Source organism: Pseudomonas sp. 10C3 (assembly GCF_036346185.1).
In the GTDB taxonomy this organism is placed as follows: Bacteria; Pseudomonadota; Gammaproteobacteria; order Pseudomonadales; family Pseudomonadaceae; genus Aquipseudomonas.
Genome location: NZ_JASJVE010000005.1, coordinates 61,154 through 78,240 on the forward strand (window position 1 = coordinate 61,154; position 17,087 = coordinate 78,240).

Below are 17,087 nucleotides of genomic sequence, written 5' to 3' on the forward strand. Positions count from 1 at the left end.
TCCCTCACAGCGGCCACCCCGGTATTAACGACAAAACAAGATGCAGCATTGGGCGGCAGGGACAGCTGCGCCGGATAAACCCGCCTCAAGCGGGTTTGTCATCAACCCATTAAGTCCGGCCGTATTGGCCAGGCTACTAACACCTGTTGGGAGTTTCACATGGCTAACGCCTCCAGCATTTACAGGAAGGCTCTTGAAGGCAATCCGCGCCCTAAAAAGGTGCTGGTTAAAATTGATCGCGTAACCAAGAAGTTTGACGAAACGATTGCGGTGGACGATGTGTCCCTGGAAATCCATCAGGGTGAAATTTTCGCCTTGCTAGGCGGTTCAGGCTCAGGCAAATCAACGCTCTTGCGCATGCTGGCAGGCTTTGAGCGACCGACTGAAGGGCGAATCCACCTTGATGGTGTGGACATCACTGACATGCCGCCCTACGAGCGGCCAATCAACATGATGTTTCAGTCTTACGCGCTGTTCCCGCACATGACGGTGGCGCAGAACATTGCCTTTGGGCTTAAGCAGGACCGACTTCCCGCAGTTGAAATCGAAGCCCGCGTAGAAGAAATGCTCAAACTGGTTCATATGAGCCAATACGCCAAACGCAAGCCCCACCAGCTCTCGGGGGGACAACGTCAGCGTGTTGCCTTGGCTCGCTCACTGGCTAAAAGGCCCAAACTGCTGTTGCTCGACGAGCCAATGGGCGCGTTGGACAAGAAGCTGCGCTCGCACATGCAACTGGAGCTGGTTGAAATCATTGAGCGGGTCGGCGTGACCTGCATCATGGTGACCCACGATCAGGAAGAGGCCATGACCATGGCCCAACGTATCTCCATCATGCACCTGGGCTGGATCGCTCAGACCGGTAGCCCGATCGACATCTACGAAGCACCCGCCAGCCGCCTGGTGTGCGAATTCATTGGCAACGTGAATGCGTTCGACGGCGTCGTAATTGAAGACCAGGAAGGCTACGCGGTCATCCAGTGCCCGGATCTTGCGCAGAACATATACGTCGGCCATGGGATCAGTACATCGGTCGAAGACAAGACCATCACCTATGCCCTTCGCCCGGAGAAGCTCCTGGTGACGACGATAAAACCCGACGCCCGGTATAACTGGTCCGAAGGCAAGGTTCACGACATCGCCTATTTGGGCGGGCACTCGGTGTTTTACGTAGAACTGCCCAGTGGCAAGATCGTTCAGGCATTCATGGCCAATGCTGAACGCAGAGGCGCGCGTCCGACCTGGGATGATTCGGTCTATGTCTGGTGGGAGGATGACAGCGGCGTGGTATTGCGCTCATGAGCACTATCAAGCGGCTAATACCCAGCGGACGCCAAATGGTTATCGGCGTCCCCTTCATATGGCTATGCCTGTTTTTTGCGCTGCCGTTCTTCATCGTGATGAAGATCAGCTTTTCCGAAGCAGCGTTGGCCATTCCACCCTACACAGATATTTACACCTTCGCCGAGCAGAAGTTTCAACTGCTCCTGAACATGGGCAACTATGCCCTGTTGACCAATGATGAGTTGTACCTCTCGGCGTACCTGGGCTCATTGAAAGTGGCCTTTTTCAGTACGCTGATGTGCCTGTTGATCGGCTTCCCAATGGCCTATGCCATCTCCAAAGCCCGAAAGGAAGCACAGACCGTATTGTTGCTGCTGATCATGATGCCTACCTGGACGGCGATCCTGATCAGGGTTTACGCCTGGATGGGCATCCTGAGCAATAACGGTCTGTTGAATGCGTTTTTGCTTTGGACCGGTCTGATTCAAGAGCCGATAGAAATATTGAACACCAATATCGCTGTGTACATAGGCGTGGTGTACGCCTACCTGCCCTTCATGGTCCTGCCGCTGTTTGCCAACCTGGTCAAGCATGACCAGAGCCTGCTCGAAGCCGCCTCGGACCTGGGCTCAAGCACGCTCAACAGCTTCTGGAAAATCACCCTGCCCTTGGCCAGGAACGGCATCATCGCCGGCTGTATGTTGGTGTTCATTCCTGTGGTCGGTGAGTTCGTCATTCCCGAACTACTGGGCGGGCCGGAAACCCTGATGATCGGCCGTGTGTTGTGGCAGGAGTTTTTCAACAACCGTGACTGGCCTGTCGCCTCTGCACTCGCAGTGATCATGCTCGCCATCCTGATCGTGCCCATCGTGCTCTTCAACCGTAGCCAAGCCAAAGAGATGGAGGGACGGGCATGAACCGTTTCGGATTTTCAAGACTGATGCTGGTGCTTGGCCTGATGTTCATTTATCTGCCAATGCTGATTCTGGTGATCTTCTCGTTCAACGCCTCCAAGCTCGTCACTGTCTGGGGTGGATGGTCCATTCATTGGTACGCGGGCCTGCTCGACAACAAGCAATTGATGGGGTCCGTCGCCCGGTCCCTTGAAATTGCCTGCTACACCGCAGTCGCCGCCGTGATCCTCGGAACCCTGGCCGCCTTTGTCCTGACGCGAGTGACTCGCTTCAAGGGCCGCACGCTGTTTGGTGGTCTGGTAACGGCGCCACTGGTCATGCCGGAGGTGATCACCGGCCTGTCGTTGCTGCTGCTGTTCATCGCGATGGCCCAGATACTGGGGTGGCCGCAGGAGCGCGGCCTGATGACAATCTGGATCGCCCACACCACCTTCTGCTCCGCTTATGTAGCGGTGGTGGTTTCGTCACGTCTGCGTGAGTTGGACCTGTCGATCGAGGAAGCGGCCATGGACCTGGGCGCGCGTCCCTGGAAGGTGTTTGCGCTGATCACCATCCCCATGATCGCGCCGTCACTGGCAGCAGGCGGCATGATGTCCTTCGCCTTATCGCTGGACGACCTGGTACTCGCCAGTTTCGTTTCCGGCCCAGGCTCGACAACGTTGCCAATGGAGGTTTTCTCTGCGGTACGCCTTGGGGTCAAGCCCGAGATCAACGCCATTGCGAGTCTGATTCTGCTGACGGTCTCTTTCGCCACGTTCCTGGTCTGGTATTTCGGTCGCAGGGCCGAAGCCAACCGCAAAGTCGCGATTCAGGAAGCCATGGAGCAGACCGCGAGCGAATCGTGGAAACAACCGGAACAGAAAATGGCAGAAGCGGTTGCCTAGGCAGCCGCAGTTCTATGAACCGCCGCTGGACACGCGTAAAACCCGGTAAGTAAATAGAACGCCACCTTGAATACAACCATAGGCGCCTTCGGGTGCCTTTTTTTTGAGGTGGATGTCGACCTGAGGAGTAAAACAACAGAGGGGCGATGATTCAAGCCAGATTAAAACGCCAGCTTGTAACCAATGAAAACCAGCATTATTGCCAGGCAAGGACGCAGTGCCTCGTCAGACACTCGACCCGTTAAATGGCTCCCCATGTAAATCCCTGGAAGTGAACCTATCAACAGGAAACCTAATACGTGCCAATCCATATTACCCATACTCGCATGCCCCAAACCCGCAACCAGCGTCAGCGGGACCGCGTGTGCGATTTCGGTACCGACTAAGCGCTTGGTGGCCAGAAAAGGGTACAGGATAAAGAGTGCTACGGTGCCTAATGCGCCAGCGCCAATGGAGGTCAATGCCACCATGGTGCCCAGTATCAACCCCGTGAGTACCGTCAGCAGATTCAAGCGCGAGCCGCTGAGGTTATAGCTGCCGCCAGCACGTTTGCGGGCAAATTCAAGCAGCCTTTTCTTGAAGAAAACGGCGAGTGCTGTCACCAGCAAAACAAAGCCCAATGTTTGCTTAATCACCGCATTCATTGCTTCAGGGGCATGCAGACTGCTCAAAAACCACAGCGTCAGCGCCACCGCCGGCACACTACCAAGTGTCAGCCAGCCGGTGATGGCCCAGTCAATATTTTTGTTCTTTCGGTGAACCAGTACGCCGCCCGACTTCGTGATGGCCGCATACAGTAAGTCCGTGCCTACTGCGGTGGCCGGGTTAATTCCAAACCAAAGTAAAATCGGCGTCATTAAAGAGCCGCCACCCACGCCTGTCATCCCTACAACAAACCCGACAACCAAGCCTGCAACGACCAATCCAGCACTGCCAAAATCCATTACCACATCCCACAAATCAAGCGCGACTGCATGAAAAATATGGCCCGCAGCATAGCGACCTTTCTTAATAACCAGTTATATCGATATGGTCTATCTTTATGCTTTTCTCTACTGAATGGACTACACCTACACGTCCTTGCGCCAGGCCATGATTCGTTCAAGACTCATGGCCGCCAGATCGTCCCGCGCCCTCTAGCGCAGTAGATGCACGACCATACCAATAAGCGCACAGGCCATCAGTACCTGAATGACCCCGCGTTTGAAGCGAAACAAGGCAATAGCCGCTGCAATCGCGATCAGCGCAGAGGGCCAATCGAGATTGCCATTGAACCCTTTGGGCCAAAGCACGTGGTAACCGAAGAAACATGCCAGATTGAGAATCACACCAACCACCGCTGCTGTAATCCCGGTGAGCGGCGCGGTGAACTTGAGTTCGTTGTGAGTCGACTCCACTAGCGGGCCGCCAGCGAGGATGAACAGAAACGAAGGCAGGAAGGTAAACCACGTCACCAGTGTGGCCGCGACGGCGCCCGCAAGAAACACATGATCGGCACCGAAAACCTGCAGGACATAAGCACCGATGAAACCGACAAAGGCCACCACCATGATCAGCGGCCCAGGCGTGGTTTCCCCCAGCGCCAGACCATCGATCATCTGTGTCGGGGTCAGCCACCCAAAGTGACCGACCGCACCCTGGTAGACATAGGGAAGCACTGCATAGGCGCCGCCAAACGTCAGCAACGCGGCCTTGGTAAAGAACCAACCCATCTGGGTCAAGGTGCCTTCCCAGCCAAAGAGCACAGTCAATACCCCCATCGGCAACGACCACAGTACAGCCCCTACGAGCATCAGCATTGCCAGTTTAGACCAGCGAAATCGGGCATGGTCAGGGGATGGGGTGTAGTCATCAATCAATGCCGGGCCGAAGGACTTTTGAGCTGCGCTATGGCCTCCGGTCCTGAAGGTCTCGGGAGCCAGGCGTCCACCGATATAGCCGAGCAACGCAGCACCCAGCACGATCAACGGGAACGGGACATTGAACGCAAATATGGCGATGAATGAAGCTGCCGCTATGGCCCACAGCCAATTGTTGTTTAGCGCTCGCGAGCCGATTCGATGAGCAGCCTGTACCACGATGGCCGTCACGGCGGGCTTGATGCCATAGAAAAGCCCAGCCACCACGGATACTTCGCCAAAGGCGATATACAGCCAGGATAATGCGATCAGGATGAACAGCGAGGGCAACACAAACAGCACACCTGCGATCACGCCTCCCCAGGTTCGATGCATCAGCCAACCAATGTAGATCGCCAACTGCTGCGCCTCGGGTCCTGGAAGCAACATGCAGTAGTTAAGGGCATGTAGAAATCGCCTTTCTGAAATCCAGCGCCGACGCTCTACCAGCTCCTGGTGCATGATCGATATCTGCCCCGCAGGCCCACCGAAGCTGATGAAACCTAATTTCAACCAGAACCAGAACGCCTCACGGAAACTGATGGCGTCAGGCCGTGGCAGCTCCTGTTCAACGGCTGAGGGGGTGACGTCACTCATGGGGATGTTCCTTTTTCACACGCTCGGCGAGCGTGAGCAATAGCCTTCAGGGGAAACGGATTCGCGTAAGGCCGCCAGTATACGTTCGATGCCAGCAGGTTCTACCGGTTGAATGGCCCTCTCATTGGCGAGCCTGCTTATTGACTGAACCCGACCAAACAATTTGACATTTATCAAGAAAATCCATGTCTCATGACCTATGTTTTAGCCATTCGAGCAAACGGGGACAGTCTCAACTAGCCTCTCTTTATTGCAAGAAAAAAGACCTCGGGACAAGCATAAAATCCCGGGTTCTATAGCTACAACTCGCGCTTAATAGCGCCCTTGAAGAGCGATGACTCATGAGCCTATTCCGCACATTGACCGTTGGTGTTGCCATGAGCTGCTGGTTAGTGGCTGGCTGCACCTCCAAGATTACAGAAAAGGAACAATATTCCGGTTTTATTTCGAATTACGACGGGTTGCAGGAAACAACCTTGCCCAGCGGTCAAACGGTGTTGCGTTGGGTAGCGCCCAGTTTTAAACCTTCGGCTTACTCTGTTGTTGTTTTTCGCCAACTCGAATTGTACCCAGCTCCCAAACCGAATGAACGCGTGAGCATGCAGACGTTGCAGTCATTGCAGTCGTTCGCCAGCTCTAGCGTAAAAACCGCTTTGGCTCAAAAGTACCGCGTCGTCACGACCCTGAAAGAAGCGCCTGCAGGTTCTCGCGCAATGATCTTGCGCTCGGCCATCACCGGAGTAACAGCGTCCAACGAAGGCATGCATTGGTACGAAGTGGTACCTGTGGCTGCTGTGGTAGGCGGTGTCACCGCAGCCTCTGGGAGTCGTGATCAAGATACGGAACTGTACGTCGAGTCCGAGCTTATCGATGCAACGACAGGTGCTCCCTTGGTGAAGGCGGTGCGAAAGGTGTTTGGTAAAACCCTCGAAAATAATCGCCAGGCTGTGAGTGCAGATGACTTCAAAGCCGCGATCAAGATTGTCACTGATGATATGAAGGCCTTTATCAAGTGATCGTCGTAATGGCTATCCTTTATGACCTGTAACTTCTGAAGTGAGTGGTCAGCACAACGGATACCGTGCCCGTTCTACAGACAACGGGCACGCATAAAGAATGACGGCGGTTGAGTATCGGCATTCAAGCTCAGGGACTGACAACGCAATCAACCCATGGGGTTGCTCATGAGTATTCGCTCAGCCAGACATTCGCGCCGGACACTAGCGGCTTTAACCATGGCCTTGGTGGCCGGTGTTCTCAGTCTGCTCTTCGGCTGTGGTAAAGAACCTGTTTCATCCTCTCGCCCCCCCACGGATGTAACCGTCATGACGGTTACTGCTCGCGACACGCCCGTGGTATTCGAATTCGTTGCTCAAACACAGAGTTCTCGCGAAGTCGAAATTCGTGCGCGAGTCGCCGGCTTTCTGGAAAAAAGGCTGTATACCGAAGGTCAGCTGGTAAAGGCCGGGCAAGTGTTGTTCCAGATGGACCGTCGGCCTTTCGAAGCAGCATTGCTGTCGGCCCAGGGACAATTGGCTCAGCAGCAAGCGCGTTGGGAAGTCGCCAAAGCCACGTTGGCGCGTGTCCGTCCACTGGCACAACAAAATGCAGTCAGCAAGATGGACCTGGACAATGCCGTCGGCAACGAGCGACAGACCCAGGCCGCCGTACTTGCCGCGCAAGGGCAGGTGCGCACCGAGCAACTGAATCTGGGTTACACCACAATTGCGTCGCCCCTTACCGGCCTGTCGAGCTTTGCCAAGAAACAGGAGGGCAGTTATGTGACGCCTGGGGAATCAGGGCTCTTGACCTCGGTATCACAGATGGACCCGATCTATGTCAATTTCAGCCTTTCGGAAAACGAAACGCTGAAACACCGTAGCGAAATTGCCGCGGGTCAGCTCAAGTTCCCACCCAACAGTAACTTTGAAGTCGAAGTGGTACTGGCGGACGGTTCGATCGTGCCCGATAGAGGTCGCCTTGACTTTGCTGCCCCCTCCTTCAGCCCGGAAACCGGTACATTTTTAGTCCGTGCGGTGGTGGCTAATCCAAAAGGCATGCTGCGCCCCGGCCAGTTCGTTCGCGCGCTGGCGATAGGCGCGTCTCGACCAAACGCCATTCTGGTCCCGCAGCGTGCAGTTCTGGAAGGCGCACGAAGTCACTACGTGTGGGTCCTCAATGGAGAAGGAAAGCCCGAGCAGCGCATTGTCGAAGTCGGCGACTGGCATGATGCCGACTGGTTTATTACCCAAGGCTTGCGGGTGGGCGAACGAATCGTGGTCGACGGCGCGCTCCGGGTAGCCCCTGGCGCGCCGTTGAATATCGTCGACAACACTAATACGGCACCACCCAACACCGCCGTGGCGGCCGAGCGTCCCAAGGCTGCATCTTTACCGGTTCAAAAAGACCCGCAGAAAGCTGACCTGCCAGGCAATGAAAGTCGGCGGCAACCATGAGCATTTCTCATTACTGCATCGACCGGCCGATCTTCGCTTCGGTGATTTCCATCGTCATCACCCTGGCGGGGGCTGTCGCGATGTTGAACCTGCCGGTGGCCCAGTATCCGGAGATCACGCCACCACAGATCACCGTGTCGGCTACTTACCCGGGAGCTGATGCTCTGGTCGTTGCCAACAATGTGGCTGCGCCCATCGAGCAGCAGGTGAACGGCGCCGACAACATGATCTACATGAACTCGTCGAGTTCTGCGACGGGCAACATGACCCTGAACGTGTTCTTCGAAATCGGTACTGATCCTTCCCTGGCACAGGTCGACGTGCAAAACAGGGTCAACCTCGCCCTCCCCCAACTGCCCTCTGCGGTCCAGTCGCAGGGCATACAGGTTCAGAAAAAATCATCGGCCTTCATGATGGTCATCGCGGTGTATTCCCCCGATAACCGCTACGACGCCACCTACATAGCCAACTACGCCAACCTCTATGTGCTGGATGCGATCAAGCGCATTCCCGGCGCCAACCAGGCCAGTATTTTCGGGACACCCGACTATGCCATGCGGATCTGGCTGAAACCCGACCGGATGGCCCAGCTGGGGATCACGGCTGCCGATGTACAGAAAGCGGTGGCCAACCAGAACCAACAGTTCGCGGTTGGCCGCATAGGCCAATCCCCCACGGGCAAATCGGTGGAGCAGTCCTTTGCAGTCACGACCAAGGGCAGACTGACCGAACCCGCGGAGTTCGAGAACATCATCCTGCGGGCCAGTGGCGAAGGCGCCGCGATTGTTCACCTCAAGGACATCGGGCGGGCTGAGCTTGGACAAAAAGATTACTCATTGCGCAGCACGTACCAGGGAAGGCCCGCGACTTTGATGGCTGTTTATCAGCAGCCCGGCGCCAATGCGCTGGATGTCTCCAATGCGGTCACGGCGACCTTGGCGCAGATGAAGAAAACCTTTCCGGAGGGCATCGAATACAAGGTTGTGATGGACACAACCGCCTTCACCCGAGCCTCCATTACGGAGGTGGTGCGCACCTTCTTCGAGGCGCTGGTACTGGTCGTGATTGTGGTTTACGCCTTCCTGCAAAGTCTGCGCGCCACCCTGATCCCGGTGCTGGCTGTGCCTGTTTCCATCGTGGGTACATTCATCGGCATGACCGCGCTGGGCTTCTCGGTCAACATGCTGACCCTGTTCGGCATGGTCCTGGCTATCGGTATCGTGGTGGACGATGCGATCGTGGTGATCGAAAACGTCGAGCGCAACATGCACGTCCACAAAATGAACCCCAAAGATGCCGCCAAGCGAGCCATGGACGAGGTGGCCGGACCCGTGGTGGCAATTGTGTTGGTGCTGTGTGCGGTGTTCGTTCCCGTAGCGTTCATGGGCGGCATCACGGGCCAACTCTACAAACAGTTTGCAATCACGATTGCTATCTCCGTCGTGATCTCCGGTCTGGTGGCCCTCACCTTGTCACCCGCCCTGGCGGCCCTCCTGCTCAAACCCCACGTGGGAGAAAAGCGCGGATTCTTCCGTTGGTTCGATCGTAGCTTCGAGCGAGTGACCGAAGGTTACTCCCGCGCAGTCGCCTTCATGATCAAGCGCTTCATACTCGCGCTACTGCTCTTTGCCGGCATGATTGTACTGATCGTATTGATCATGCAAAGGGTACCAGGCGCCTTCCTGCCCCCGGAAGATCAAGGTTACTTGCTCGGCGCGGTGATCATGCCTGACGCTGCCAGCCTGGATCGCACGGGTGAGGTCGGTAAGGTTGCCAGTGACTACTTCATGAACAACGAGGCTGTCGAGGGCGTGGCCATCGTAAACGGCTACAGCTTGCTGGACAGTCAGAACAAGAACAATGCGGGCGTTTTCTTCGTCGGCTTCAAGGATTTTGAAGAACGTTACAAGAATTCAAAAACCATCGAAGCCCAGAGCGCCCCTGCCGTGATCAAGGCTGCGACCAAAGCATTCTCCCAAGTGCAGGAAGGCATCATCCTGCCAGTCAATCCGCCCTCCATTCCTGGTCTGGGGACTACCGGCGGTATGGAACTGTGGATTCAAAGCAAGGGGGACGCCACCATCAGCCAATTGGCCGAGGTAGTGAGTAGCTTCAAAGCCAAGGCTGAACAGCGCCCGGAAATCGGCAGCATGACCAGCACGTTCAATGCGTTTTCTCGGCAGTTGCTCGCTGACGTTGACCGCGAAAAGGCCGAGACGTTGGGCGTGCCGGTGGAAGATGTGTACAGCACCATGCAAACCATGTTCGGCTCGCTGTACGTTTCCCAGTTCAACAAGTTCAGTCGTCTGTGGCAGGTGATTCTCCAGGCCGAGCCCACTTACCGCCTCAGGGTCGAGGACTTGCAGCAGATCTATGTGCGTAGCACCAACGGTCAGATGGTTCCCCTCAAGGCCCTGCTGACCACCCGCTACGTGACGGGCCCCGACCTGCTGACGCGCTTCAACAACTTTCCGGCGGTCAAGATGACGGCCAATGCCGCACCGGGATTCAGCTCCGGCCAGGCACTCAAAGCGCTTGAGGAAGTCGCCGCGCAAAGCATGACCGGGGACTATGGCGTGGCCTGGAGCGGCGAGGCTTTCGAGGAGAAAAAGAGCGGAGGTACGTCTTCCAAGGTTTTCGCCTTCGGTCTGATTATGGTGTTCCTGATTCTCGCGGCCCAGTATGAAAAATGGTCGCTGCCTGTGGGTGTACTGCTGGCGGTCCCGTTCGCATTGTTCGGTGCTTTGCTGGCGGTCCTGATGCGTGGTTTGGCGAACGACGTCTACTTCCAGATCGGCCTGACCATGCTTGTCGCGCTGGCGGCCAAGAATGCCATTTTGATCTTCGAGTTTGCCGTACTGAACCGTGAGTCCGGCATGTCCGTCTTCGACGCCGCGATGACCGCCGCCAAGGAGCGTCTGCGGCCCATCGTGATGACCTCTTTGGCGTTCATCCTCGGCTGCGTACCGCTGGCGATTGCCGTCGGCGCCTCCGAGAACAGTCGCCACTCCATTGGTACCGGTGTGATCGGCGGGATGCTCGCGGCGACGGTGATCGCAGTTTTTTTCATCCCGCTTTTCTATTACCTGGTGGAGCGTATTTCCGAGAAAAGCGGAAAATCCAAAGAGGCTGCGCAGCCTGATGACGGGGCACCTGTGGGCGGCGGCCCCGTTCATGCCCCGCAACAACGACATGAGGGGGATTAAGGTGCTCAGACCCCCGCTATTTCTGCTGCTCGGCCTCGCCCTCGGTAGCTGCACCGTGGGCCCCGACTATGAGCGCCCCAAGGTCGAGATACCCGCGACTTTCAGGTACGCGGACCAAGAGGCCAGACAGGTATCCAACACACTGTGGTGGGAACAGTTTCAGGATTCGGTGCTAAACGACTTGATTCGCACGGCGCTTAACGAAAACAAGGATGTCAAGATCGCCGCCGCACGGGTCGAGGAGTATCAGGGGCGCTACGGCGAAACGCATTCACGTCGGTTTCCTCAGATAGGGAGCGGGCTCCAGGGACAGCGGGCCAAGGCCCCGTTGAACAGTGGACCGGTACCTCTGACATCCGGTACCAACCCCATCTATGAGAACTATCAGGCCGTTCTTGGGGTGAGCTGGGAGCTTGATATATGGGGACGTCTACGTCGCCTCGACGAAGCTGCCCGCGCCGAGCTTCTGGCAACGGAAGAAGGCCGGCGCGCAGTCATCTTGAGCTTGGTATCGGCAGTGGCCACAAGCTACGTGAACTTGCGGGATCTGGACCGGGAGCTGGAGATTGCCCGGGCAACTGTCAAACTGCGCAGCGATTCCTACGAAATATTCAAGCTACGCTACACCGCCAGTGTCGTTTCCGAAATGGAGCTGGCACAGAGTCAATCCGAATACGAACGTGCTCTGTCTACCGTACCGAGACTCGAATCGCTGGCTGCTCAACAGGAAAATGCGCTGGCCGTACTCCTGGGACGTAATCCGGGGCCGCTGGTGCGCGGGCGTGCGTTAGGGCAATTAACCCTGCCGTCGGTCCCCAGCGGATTACCCTCAGCCGTACTGGAACAGCGGCCGGACCTGCGCCAGGCCGAATTGAACCTGATTGCAGCGAATGCGCGTATCGGTGCAGCCAAAGCCCTCTACTTTCCGACGATTTCCCTCACGGGGCTGGTGGGTTCAGTCAGCAATCAACTCTCCGACCTGTTTACCGGGCCAGCTGAAACCTGGTCTTACGCTGCAGCGGCCTCCCTTCCGATCTTTACCGCTGGGGGCATCGCCGGGCAGGTGCAACAAGCAAGAGCCATCCAGCAACAATATCTGCTGACCTACCAGCAGGCGATTCAGTCGGCGTTCAAGGATGTTGAAAATGCCTTGATCGCCTCGCAAAAGTCTCGTGAGCAGTTGGCCACACAGGCACGCCAGATAGACGCGCTGCGTACCTATGCAAGGCTGGCGAATCTGCGCTACGACAATGGCTACACCAGTTATATCGAGGTACTGGATGCCGAGCGCACCTTGTTCGATGTCGAATTAAGCTACGCCAATACTCAGGGCGCGGTACTCACCGCAATGATCGATCTGTACAAGGCCACCGGAGGCGGCTGGGTGGATGAGGCGGATAAGCTGACCAGGCTTGAGCCCACCCCGTTAGCCGATAAAGACAAGGGCGCGCCATGAGCCAGGCACAAAGTGGCCTGATCGCGTGCCATGAGTGCGATCTTCTGCAACGAGAACCCCGCCTGCCCAATGGTGGGGTTGCTCGCTGTTGTCGCTGCGGTGCAACACTGTTCCGCCGTCATCCACAAGGCTCGGAGCGTGCCCTGGCCTTTTGCCTGGGCGCGCTGATCTTGTTTGTGATTGCCAATGTGTTCCCCATCGTCGGTCTCACGATCAATGGCGAGTTTATTCAGACCACCCTCGTGGGGTCTGCGCGAGTCATGTATCGCGACGACATGGCCATGGTTGCCGGGCTCGTGCTGGTGACCACCTTCATTGCCCCGCTGATCCAGATGCTGACCATGATCTATCTTCTGCTACCGGCGTACTTCAGGCGTTGTCCGCCCCACGCGCAGCTGGCATTTCGCAGCATGGTCATGGTCCAGCCCTGGGGCATGGTGGAGGTTTTTGTCCTCGGCGTGCTGGTGTCCCTGGTCAAGCTTGCCCACCTCGCTACCGTGATTCCAGGAGTAGCGTTGTGGTGCTTTGGCGGCGTGATGCTGCTGATGGCGGCAGCGGCTTCGTCATTCGACACTCATGACCTATGGGCACGGCTGGGGTCGCTGCGGTGAAGGGCCCGAAGACCGCAGTTCGCTTCGGTCTGGTGACCTGCCATGGCTGCGGGCTGTTGCTGAAGTCGGACCACGGTGGAGGGGCTCGCTGCTCGCGTTGCGGCTGTACGCTGCATGATCGAAAACCCAACAGCCTGGCGTCCTCCTGGGCCTTTGTGATCGCCGCGGTGATCCTTTATATACCCGCCAACCTGCTGCCTATCATGGAAACCAGCTCTCTGTTCGGCTCCCAGGCCGACACCATCATGAGTGGCGTGGTGTATTTGTGGCGGTCCGGTTCATGGTACCTGGCGTTGGTGGTGTTCATTGCCAGCATCCTCGTACCGATGGCCAAACTGATCGCATTGATCCTCCTTCTGGTGTCGGTGCAACTGCATTCCCGCTGGCAGCCCCTGCAACGCGCAAAACTCTACCGAATGGTTGAACTGGTGGGCCGCTGGTCGATGCTCGATGTGTATGTGGTGACCCTGTTGGTGGCCCTGGTGCAGCTCGATGCACTGGCGACTATCAGACCAGGCCCCGGGGCGCTGGCCTTTGGTGCGGTGGTCGTCTTGACCCTGTTTGCGGCAATGAGTTTCGATCCACGCCTGATCTGGGATTCCTTGGAGCAAGACCATGACTGAAACGTCCCTGCCCTCCGATCTATCCACCGTGCCTGAAGCCGAAACAGCCCGAAAATCGCGATGGTCGCTGCAGTTAGTGTGGCTCGTGCCCTTGATCGCGGCGCTGATCGGGGGCTGGCTGATGGTCTCGTCGATTCTCAATCAAGGCCCTGTCATCAGCATTGTCTTCAAGAACGCTGAGGGTCTTGAGGCCGGCAAAACCAAGCTCAGGTACAAGGATGTGGAGATTGGAAAGGTCACTGAGGTGACCTTGTCGCGTGATCTCAAGCAAGTGGTCGCCACTGCCGAACTGACCAAGGATTTCAAACCCTATCTGGTTAAGGACACTGCATTTTGGCTGGTGACGCCACGAATTTCCGGCGGCAACGTTTCAGGGCTGAGCACGGTTCTATCTGGCGCGTTCATCGGGGTCGGTGTGGGCAAGTCCGATCAGGCGCAGCGGTCTTTCAATGCATTGGATGTGCCGCCGGTCATTCAGGTCGATACCCCCGGTCGTGAGTTCGTTCTGCGCAGCAACGACTTGGGTTCACTGAGCGCAGGGTCACCTATTTTCTTTCGTCGGGTACAGGTAGGTCAGGTGGTAGCGTTTGATCTCGACAAGGATGGTCAGGGATTGAGTATGCGAATCTTCGTAAATGCCCCCTACGACCAGTTTGTCACCGACAACACGCGCTTCTGGAATGCCAGTGGCATAGATATCAAGCTCGGCGCCAGCGGCATTGAGGTGAACACGCAATCGCTCGCCTCAATCCTCCTGGGCGGCATTGCCTTCGAGACGCCTGCGGATTCAGTCGAACGCCCCGCTGCCGCTGCAGACAGCCTTTTTGAATTGTTCAACGGGCGCACGACGGCGATGCACAATCCTGAACGTGACGTCTTGAAGATGGTCATGCTGTTCAACGAGTCCCTTAGAGGCCTGACGCCAGGATCGCCGATCGACTTTCAAGGCGTTACGCTGGGTGAAGTCTCGGATATCCGGGTGGAGATGGACCCGAGCAGCCACAGTATTGTCATGCCCGTCGAAGTGAGCCTGTATCCGGAACGCCTGAGGTTGCGCTCCCGAGACAAGAACAGGGCCAAGCTTTCAGATGAGGCGCGCAAACAGTTCTTGGAGGGGATGGTGGCAAACGGTATGCGTGCTCAGATGCGCACCGGAAATCTGCTCACAGGGCAGCTCTATATCGCTCTGGATTTCTTCCCGGACGTGGACAAGGCCACCATCAACTGGGGTAGCGACCTGCCCGAGCTGCCCACCGTGCCCGGGCGAATGGAAGAAATACAAGCTTCCCTGAAAAGCATCGCCAGCAGGCTGGAGAAACTACCTATCGAACAGATTGGCACTGACCTGCGCCAGACATTGCAGGCGGCCAGCGGTTTGTTGAATCGACTGAATACGCAGGTAACGCCGCAAATCGTGGCGGCCCTGACCGAAGCGCGTCAAGCGGTGGGTTCAGCCCAAGGACTTATATCGGCCAATAAACCCTTGTTACAGGACACTCACGAAGCCATTCGGGAATTAGGGCGCACGGCAAAGTCGTTACGCAGCCTGGCCGATTATCTTGAGCGCCATCCCGAAGCGCTGATTCGGGGCAAGCAGGAGGATCAACGATGAAACTGAGCTCGATAGCGCTTCTGGCCAGCTTGATAGCTGCGGCCCTCAGCGGCTGTGGCAGCGCACCAAAAGAGCATTTCTATACGCTACGGGCGGTTGCCGAGCGCGACCCGGCGGCATCCAATACGGCGTATTCAGTCAACGTTGGCCCGGTGACCGTACCCGAGCTGGTAGAGCGGCAGCAGTTAGTGTTGACGCGTAACGACAATCAGGTTGAGATTCTGGAGCAGACGCGCTGGGCGGCCTCGCTGCAAAGCATCATCGGCCATGTTATCGCGAGCAATCTGACACAGTTGACTGGCAACCCACGGATGGCGGTCTATTCCCCAGACACAACGGTCGATGCCGATTATCACGTGGCCGTGGACGTTCTGCGTTTCGAGTCGGTCCTGGGTACAGCGGCGAGTCTGGATGCCCGGTGGACAATCCGTACCGCCGATGAACAGGTGCTGAAATCGGGTCGAACGATCATCAGCGAACCCACCCGTGGTCAGGACCTGACTGCCTTGCTTGCGGCCCATGATCGCCTCCTGGCAACACTGAGCCGCGACATTGCCCACGTGCTCATCAATCGTAAGCCATCTCGATGAGTCCCCATGGGGCAGCGAGCGCTCAGCGCGGGCTGCCCCGATATGTTTCATGGGAGTGCATAGAGTTTGAAGAGCATGGCATTGACTTCGTTCGTCCCTCCAAAGTACTTGGCGTAGATATTCAATATCTCCCCTGATCGATACACACTGCTCAAGGCACTGTCTACCATGAGGCGAAAGTCTTCATCTTGCCGATCTACAGCCATGGCGATTGGCGCGAAGTCGTACAGGGTATCGAGCACTTGCAACTCATTGGCGGCGTTACTTTTCGCCGCGTAGCTGAGCAACACCCTTCGGTCCGCAAAAAACGCACTGGCTTTTTTCCGCGCAATCAAATCAATACCTTCGGCAAAGTTCTTCACTGTAATCACGTCGGCAATCACGCCGAGGGTTTTGATCCGCTCATGTATCCACTGTTCGGTAACACCTCCTACCATGACCACGTAGGTGTGATGAGACAGTCCCTGATTGATCGTTCCGCGCCAAGTGGGACCCGAATGGGCGACTTCACCATTGAGTACGCGTATTAAATCATTCGGGGCGTCCTTGCGAACCACCGCCGTCAGGCCTGCAGTAAATACAGGCACCGAAAAACTGACGGACTTGCGTGCTGCCAGGGTTTCAACGCCAGGTGTACACAGCAGATCGATCTTGCCCTGGCGCACGTCGTCAAGCCCGTTGCCCTCAGCGACTTCGACATAGTGAACGGCCAGACTGCTCAGTTGGGTCTGGGCTTTGACACGCTCGGCAATCAGGTTGCACAACTCAATCGCATAGCCACTGGCTTTCCCGTCCACGTTGGACGTGAAGGGGGACGCGTTTGGCAGGTACCCCAAGTTGATGGCCGAGCTGCCGCGAATCCGCGACAGCGTGTCGGCACTGCTCTGTAGGGGTGTCATTCCTGCCAGACACAGGAGGGTGATGGTGACGCCATTCAACAGTCGCTGCTTCATATT

General features: G+C 56.8%; 14 protein-coding genes. 11 read left to right on the forward strand and 3 right to left on the reverse strand.

Going from position 1 to position 17,087, the window contains the following annotated elements; translation table 11 throughout:
- The first annotated feature begins 159 nt into the window (after positions 1 to 159).
- Genes potA through QN399_RS06235 form a run of 3 tightly spaced genes read left to right on the forward strand, consistent with a single transcriptional unit; the run spans position 160 to position 3,082 of the window.
- The gene (gene potA / locus QN399_RS06225) at positions 160 to 1,302 is read left to right on the forward strand and encodes a polyamine ABC transporter ATP-binding protein (protein ID WP_322216141.1); all 1,143 of its coding nucleotides are present in this window, start codon (positions 160 to 162) and stop codon (positions 1,300 to 1,302) included.
- A 17-nt stretch (positions 1,303 to 1,319) separates the two neighbouring features.
- Positions 1,320 to 2,201 (forward strand): ABC transporter permease subunit, encoded by an 882-nt coding sequence (locus QN399_RS06230; protein ID WP_322182696.1) that lies wholly within the window; start codon positions 1,320 to 1,322, stop codon positions 2,199 to 2,201.
- On the forward strand, positions 2,198 to 3,082 hold the full coding sequence (locus QN399_RS06235; protein WP_322179340.1) for an ABC transporter permease subunit: 885 nt from the start codon (positions 2,198 to 2,200) through the stop codon (positions 3,080 to 3,082). Before QN399_RS06230 ends, QN399_RS06235 begins: the two co-directional genes overlap by 4 nt.
- Before the next feature lie 161 nt (positions 3,083 to 3,243).
- Here QN399_RS06235 and QN399_RS06240 read toward each other — a convergent pair whose 3' ends face one another.
- Both QN399_RS06240 and chrA read right to left on the reverse strand, forming a co-directional pair.
- Positions 3,244 to 4,026: a sulfite exporter TauE/SafE family protein gene (locus QN399_RS06240; RefSeq protein ID WP_330200707.1), complete on the reverse strand. Its 783-nt coding sequence runs from the start codon at positions 4,024 to 4,026 to the stop codon at positions 3,244 to 3,246.
- A 192-nt stretch (positions 4,027 to 4,218) separates the two neighbouring features.
- Positions 4,219 to 5,577 (reverse strand): chromate efflux transporter, encoded by a 1,359-nt coding sequence (gene chrA / locus QN399_RS06245; protein WP_330200708.1) that lies wholly within the window; start codon positions 5,575 to 5,577, stop codon positions 4,219 to 4,221.
- A gap of 341 nt (positions 5,578 to 5,918) precedes the next feature.
- On the opposite strand from chrA, the gene QN399_RS06250 reads away from it, so the two are divergent.
- The 8 genes from QN399_RS06250 (at position 5,919) to QN399_RS06285 (ending at position 16,131) form a co-directional block, all read left to right on the forward strand.
- Complete coding sequence (locus QN399_RS06250) at positions 5,919 to 6,593, forward strand: DUF3313 domain-containing protein (protein ID WP_322179343.1); 675 nt, start codon at positions 5,919 to 5,921, stop codon at positions 6,591 to 6,593.
- 309 nt (positions 6,594 to 6,902) lie between these two features.
- A complete protein-coding gene (locus QN399_RS06255; protein ID WP_330200709.1) occupies positions 6,903 to 8,033 on the forward strand; it encodes an efflux RND transporter periplasmic adaptor subunit in 1,131 nt (376 codons plus the stop codon).
- Positions 8,030 to 11,239 (forward strand): multidrug efflux RND transporter permease subunit, encoded by a 3,210-nt coding sequence (locus tag QN399_RS06260; protein WP_322179345.1) that lies wholly within the window; start codon positions 8,030 to 8,032, stop codon positions 11,237 to 11,239. Before QN399_RS06255 ends, QN399_RS06260 begins: the two co-directional genes overlap by 4 nt.
- A 1-nt stretch (position 11,240) precedes the next feature.
- Positions 11,241 to 12,695 carry an efflux transporter outer membrane subunit gene (locus QN399_RS06265; protein WP_322179346.1) on the forward strand — a complete coding sequence of 485 codons (1,455 nt, stop codon included), beginning with the start codon at positions 11,241 to 11,243 and terminating at the stop codon, positions 12,693 to 12,695.
- Positions 12,692 to 13,306, forward strand: coding sequence for a paraquat-inducible protein A (locus tag QN399_RS06270; protein WP_322179347.1), 615 nt, complete (start codon positions 12,692 to 12,694; stop codon positions 13,304 to 13,306). Before QN399_RS06265 ends, QN399_RS06270 begins: the two co-directional genes overlap by 4 nt.
- Positions 13,303 to 13,929 carry a paraquat-inducible protein A gene (locus QN399_RS06275; RefSeq protein WP_322179348.1) on the forward strand — a complete coding sequence of 209 codons (627 nt, stop codon included), beginning with the start codon at positions 13,303 to 13,305 and terminating at the stop codon, positions 13,927 to 13,929. The genes QN399_RS06270 and QN399_RS06275 overlap by 4 nt, the downstream gene beginning before the upstream one ends.
- Positions 13,922 to 15,541, forward strand: coding sequence for an MlaD family protein (locus QN399_RS06280; protein WP_322179349.1), 1,620 nt, complete (start codon positions 13,922 to 13,924; stop codon positions 15,539 to 15,541). The genes QN399_RS06275 and QN399_RS06280 overlap by 8 nt, the downstream gene beginning before the upstream one ends.
- A complete protein-coding gene (locus tag QN399_RS06285; RefSeq protein ID WP_322179350.1) occupies positions 15,538 to 16,131 on the forward strand; it encodes a PqiC family protein in 594 nt (197 codons plus the stop codon). Before QN399_RS06280 ends, QN399_RS06285 begins: the two co-directional genes overlap by 4 nt.
- A 47-nt stretch (positions 16,132 to 16,178) precedes the next feature.
- On the opposite strand, the gene QN399_RS06290 is transcribed toward QN399_RS06285, so the two are convergent.
- Positions 16,179 to 17,084 carry an amino acid ABC transporter substrate-binding protein gene (locus QN399_RS06290; protein WP_330200710.1) on the reverse strand — a complete coding sequence of 302 codons (906 nt, stop codon included), beginning with the start codon at positions 17,082 to 17,084 and terminating at the stop codon, positions 16,179 to 16,181.
- Between the last annotated feature and the right edge of the window lie 3 nt (positions 17,085 to 17,087).

Coding starts and splice junctions, on each gene's coding strand:
- chrA (WP_330200708.1), bottom strand. CDS start 5,577: ATGAGTGACGTCACCCCCTCAGCCGTTGAACAGGAGCTGCCACGGCCT.
- QN399_RS06240 (WP_330200707.1), bottom strand. CDS start 4,026: ATGGATTTTGGCAGTGCTGGATTGGTCGTTGCAGGCTTGGTTGTCGGG.
- potA (WP_322216141.1), top strand. CDS start 160: ATGGCTAACGCCTCCAGCATTTACAGGAAGGCTCTTGAAGGCAATCCG.
- QN399_RS06255 (WP_330200709.1), top strand. CDS start 6,903: ATGACGGTTACTGCTCGCGACACGCCCGTGGTATTCGAATTCGTTGCT.
- QN399_RS06250 (WP_322179343.1), top strand. CDS start 5,919: ATGAGCCTATTCCGCACATTGACCGTTGGTGTTGCCATGAGCTGCTGG.
- QN399_RS06280 (WP_322179349.1), top strand. CDS start 13,922: ATGACTGAAACGTCCCTGCCCTCCGATCTATCCACCGTGCCTGAAGCC.
- QN399_RS06270 (WP_322179347.1), top strand. CDS start 12,692: ATGAGCCAGGCACAAAGTGGCCTGATCGCGTGCCATGAGTGCGATCTT.
- QN399_RS06290 (WP_330200710.1), bottom strand. CDS start 17,084: ATGAAGCAGCGACTGTTGAATGGCGTCACCATCACCCTCCTGTGTCTG.
- QN399_RS06260 (WP_322179345.1), top strand. CDS start 8,030: ATGAGCATTTCTCATTACTGCATCGACCGGCCGATCTTCGCTTCGGTG.
- QN399_RS06285 (WP_322179350.1), top strand. CDS start 15,538: ATGAAACTGAGCTCGATAGCGCTTCTGGCCAGCTTGATAGCTGCGGCC.
- QN399_RS06235 (WP_322179340.1), top strand. CDS start 2,198: ATGAACCGTTTCGGATTTTCAAGACTGATGCTGGTGCTTGGCCTGATG.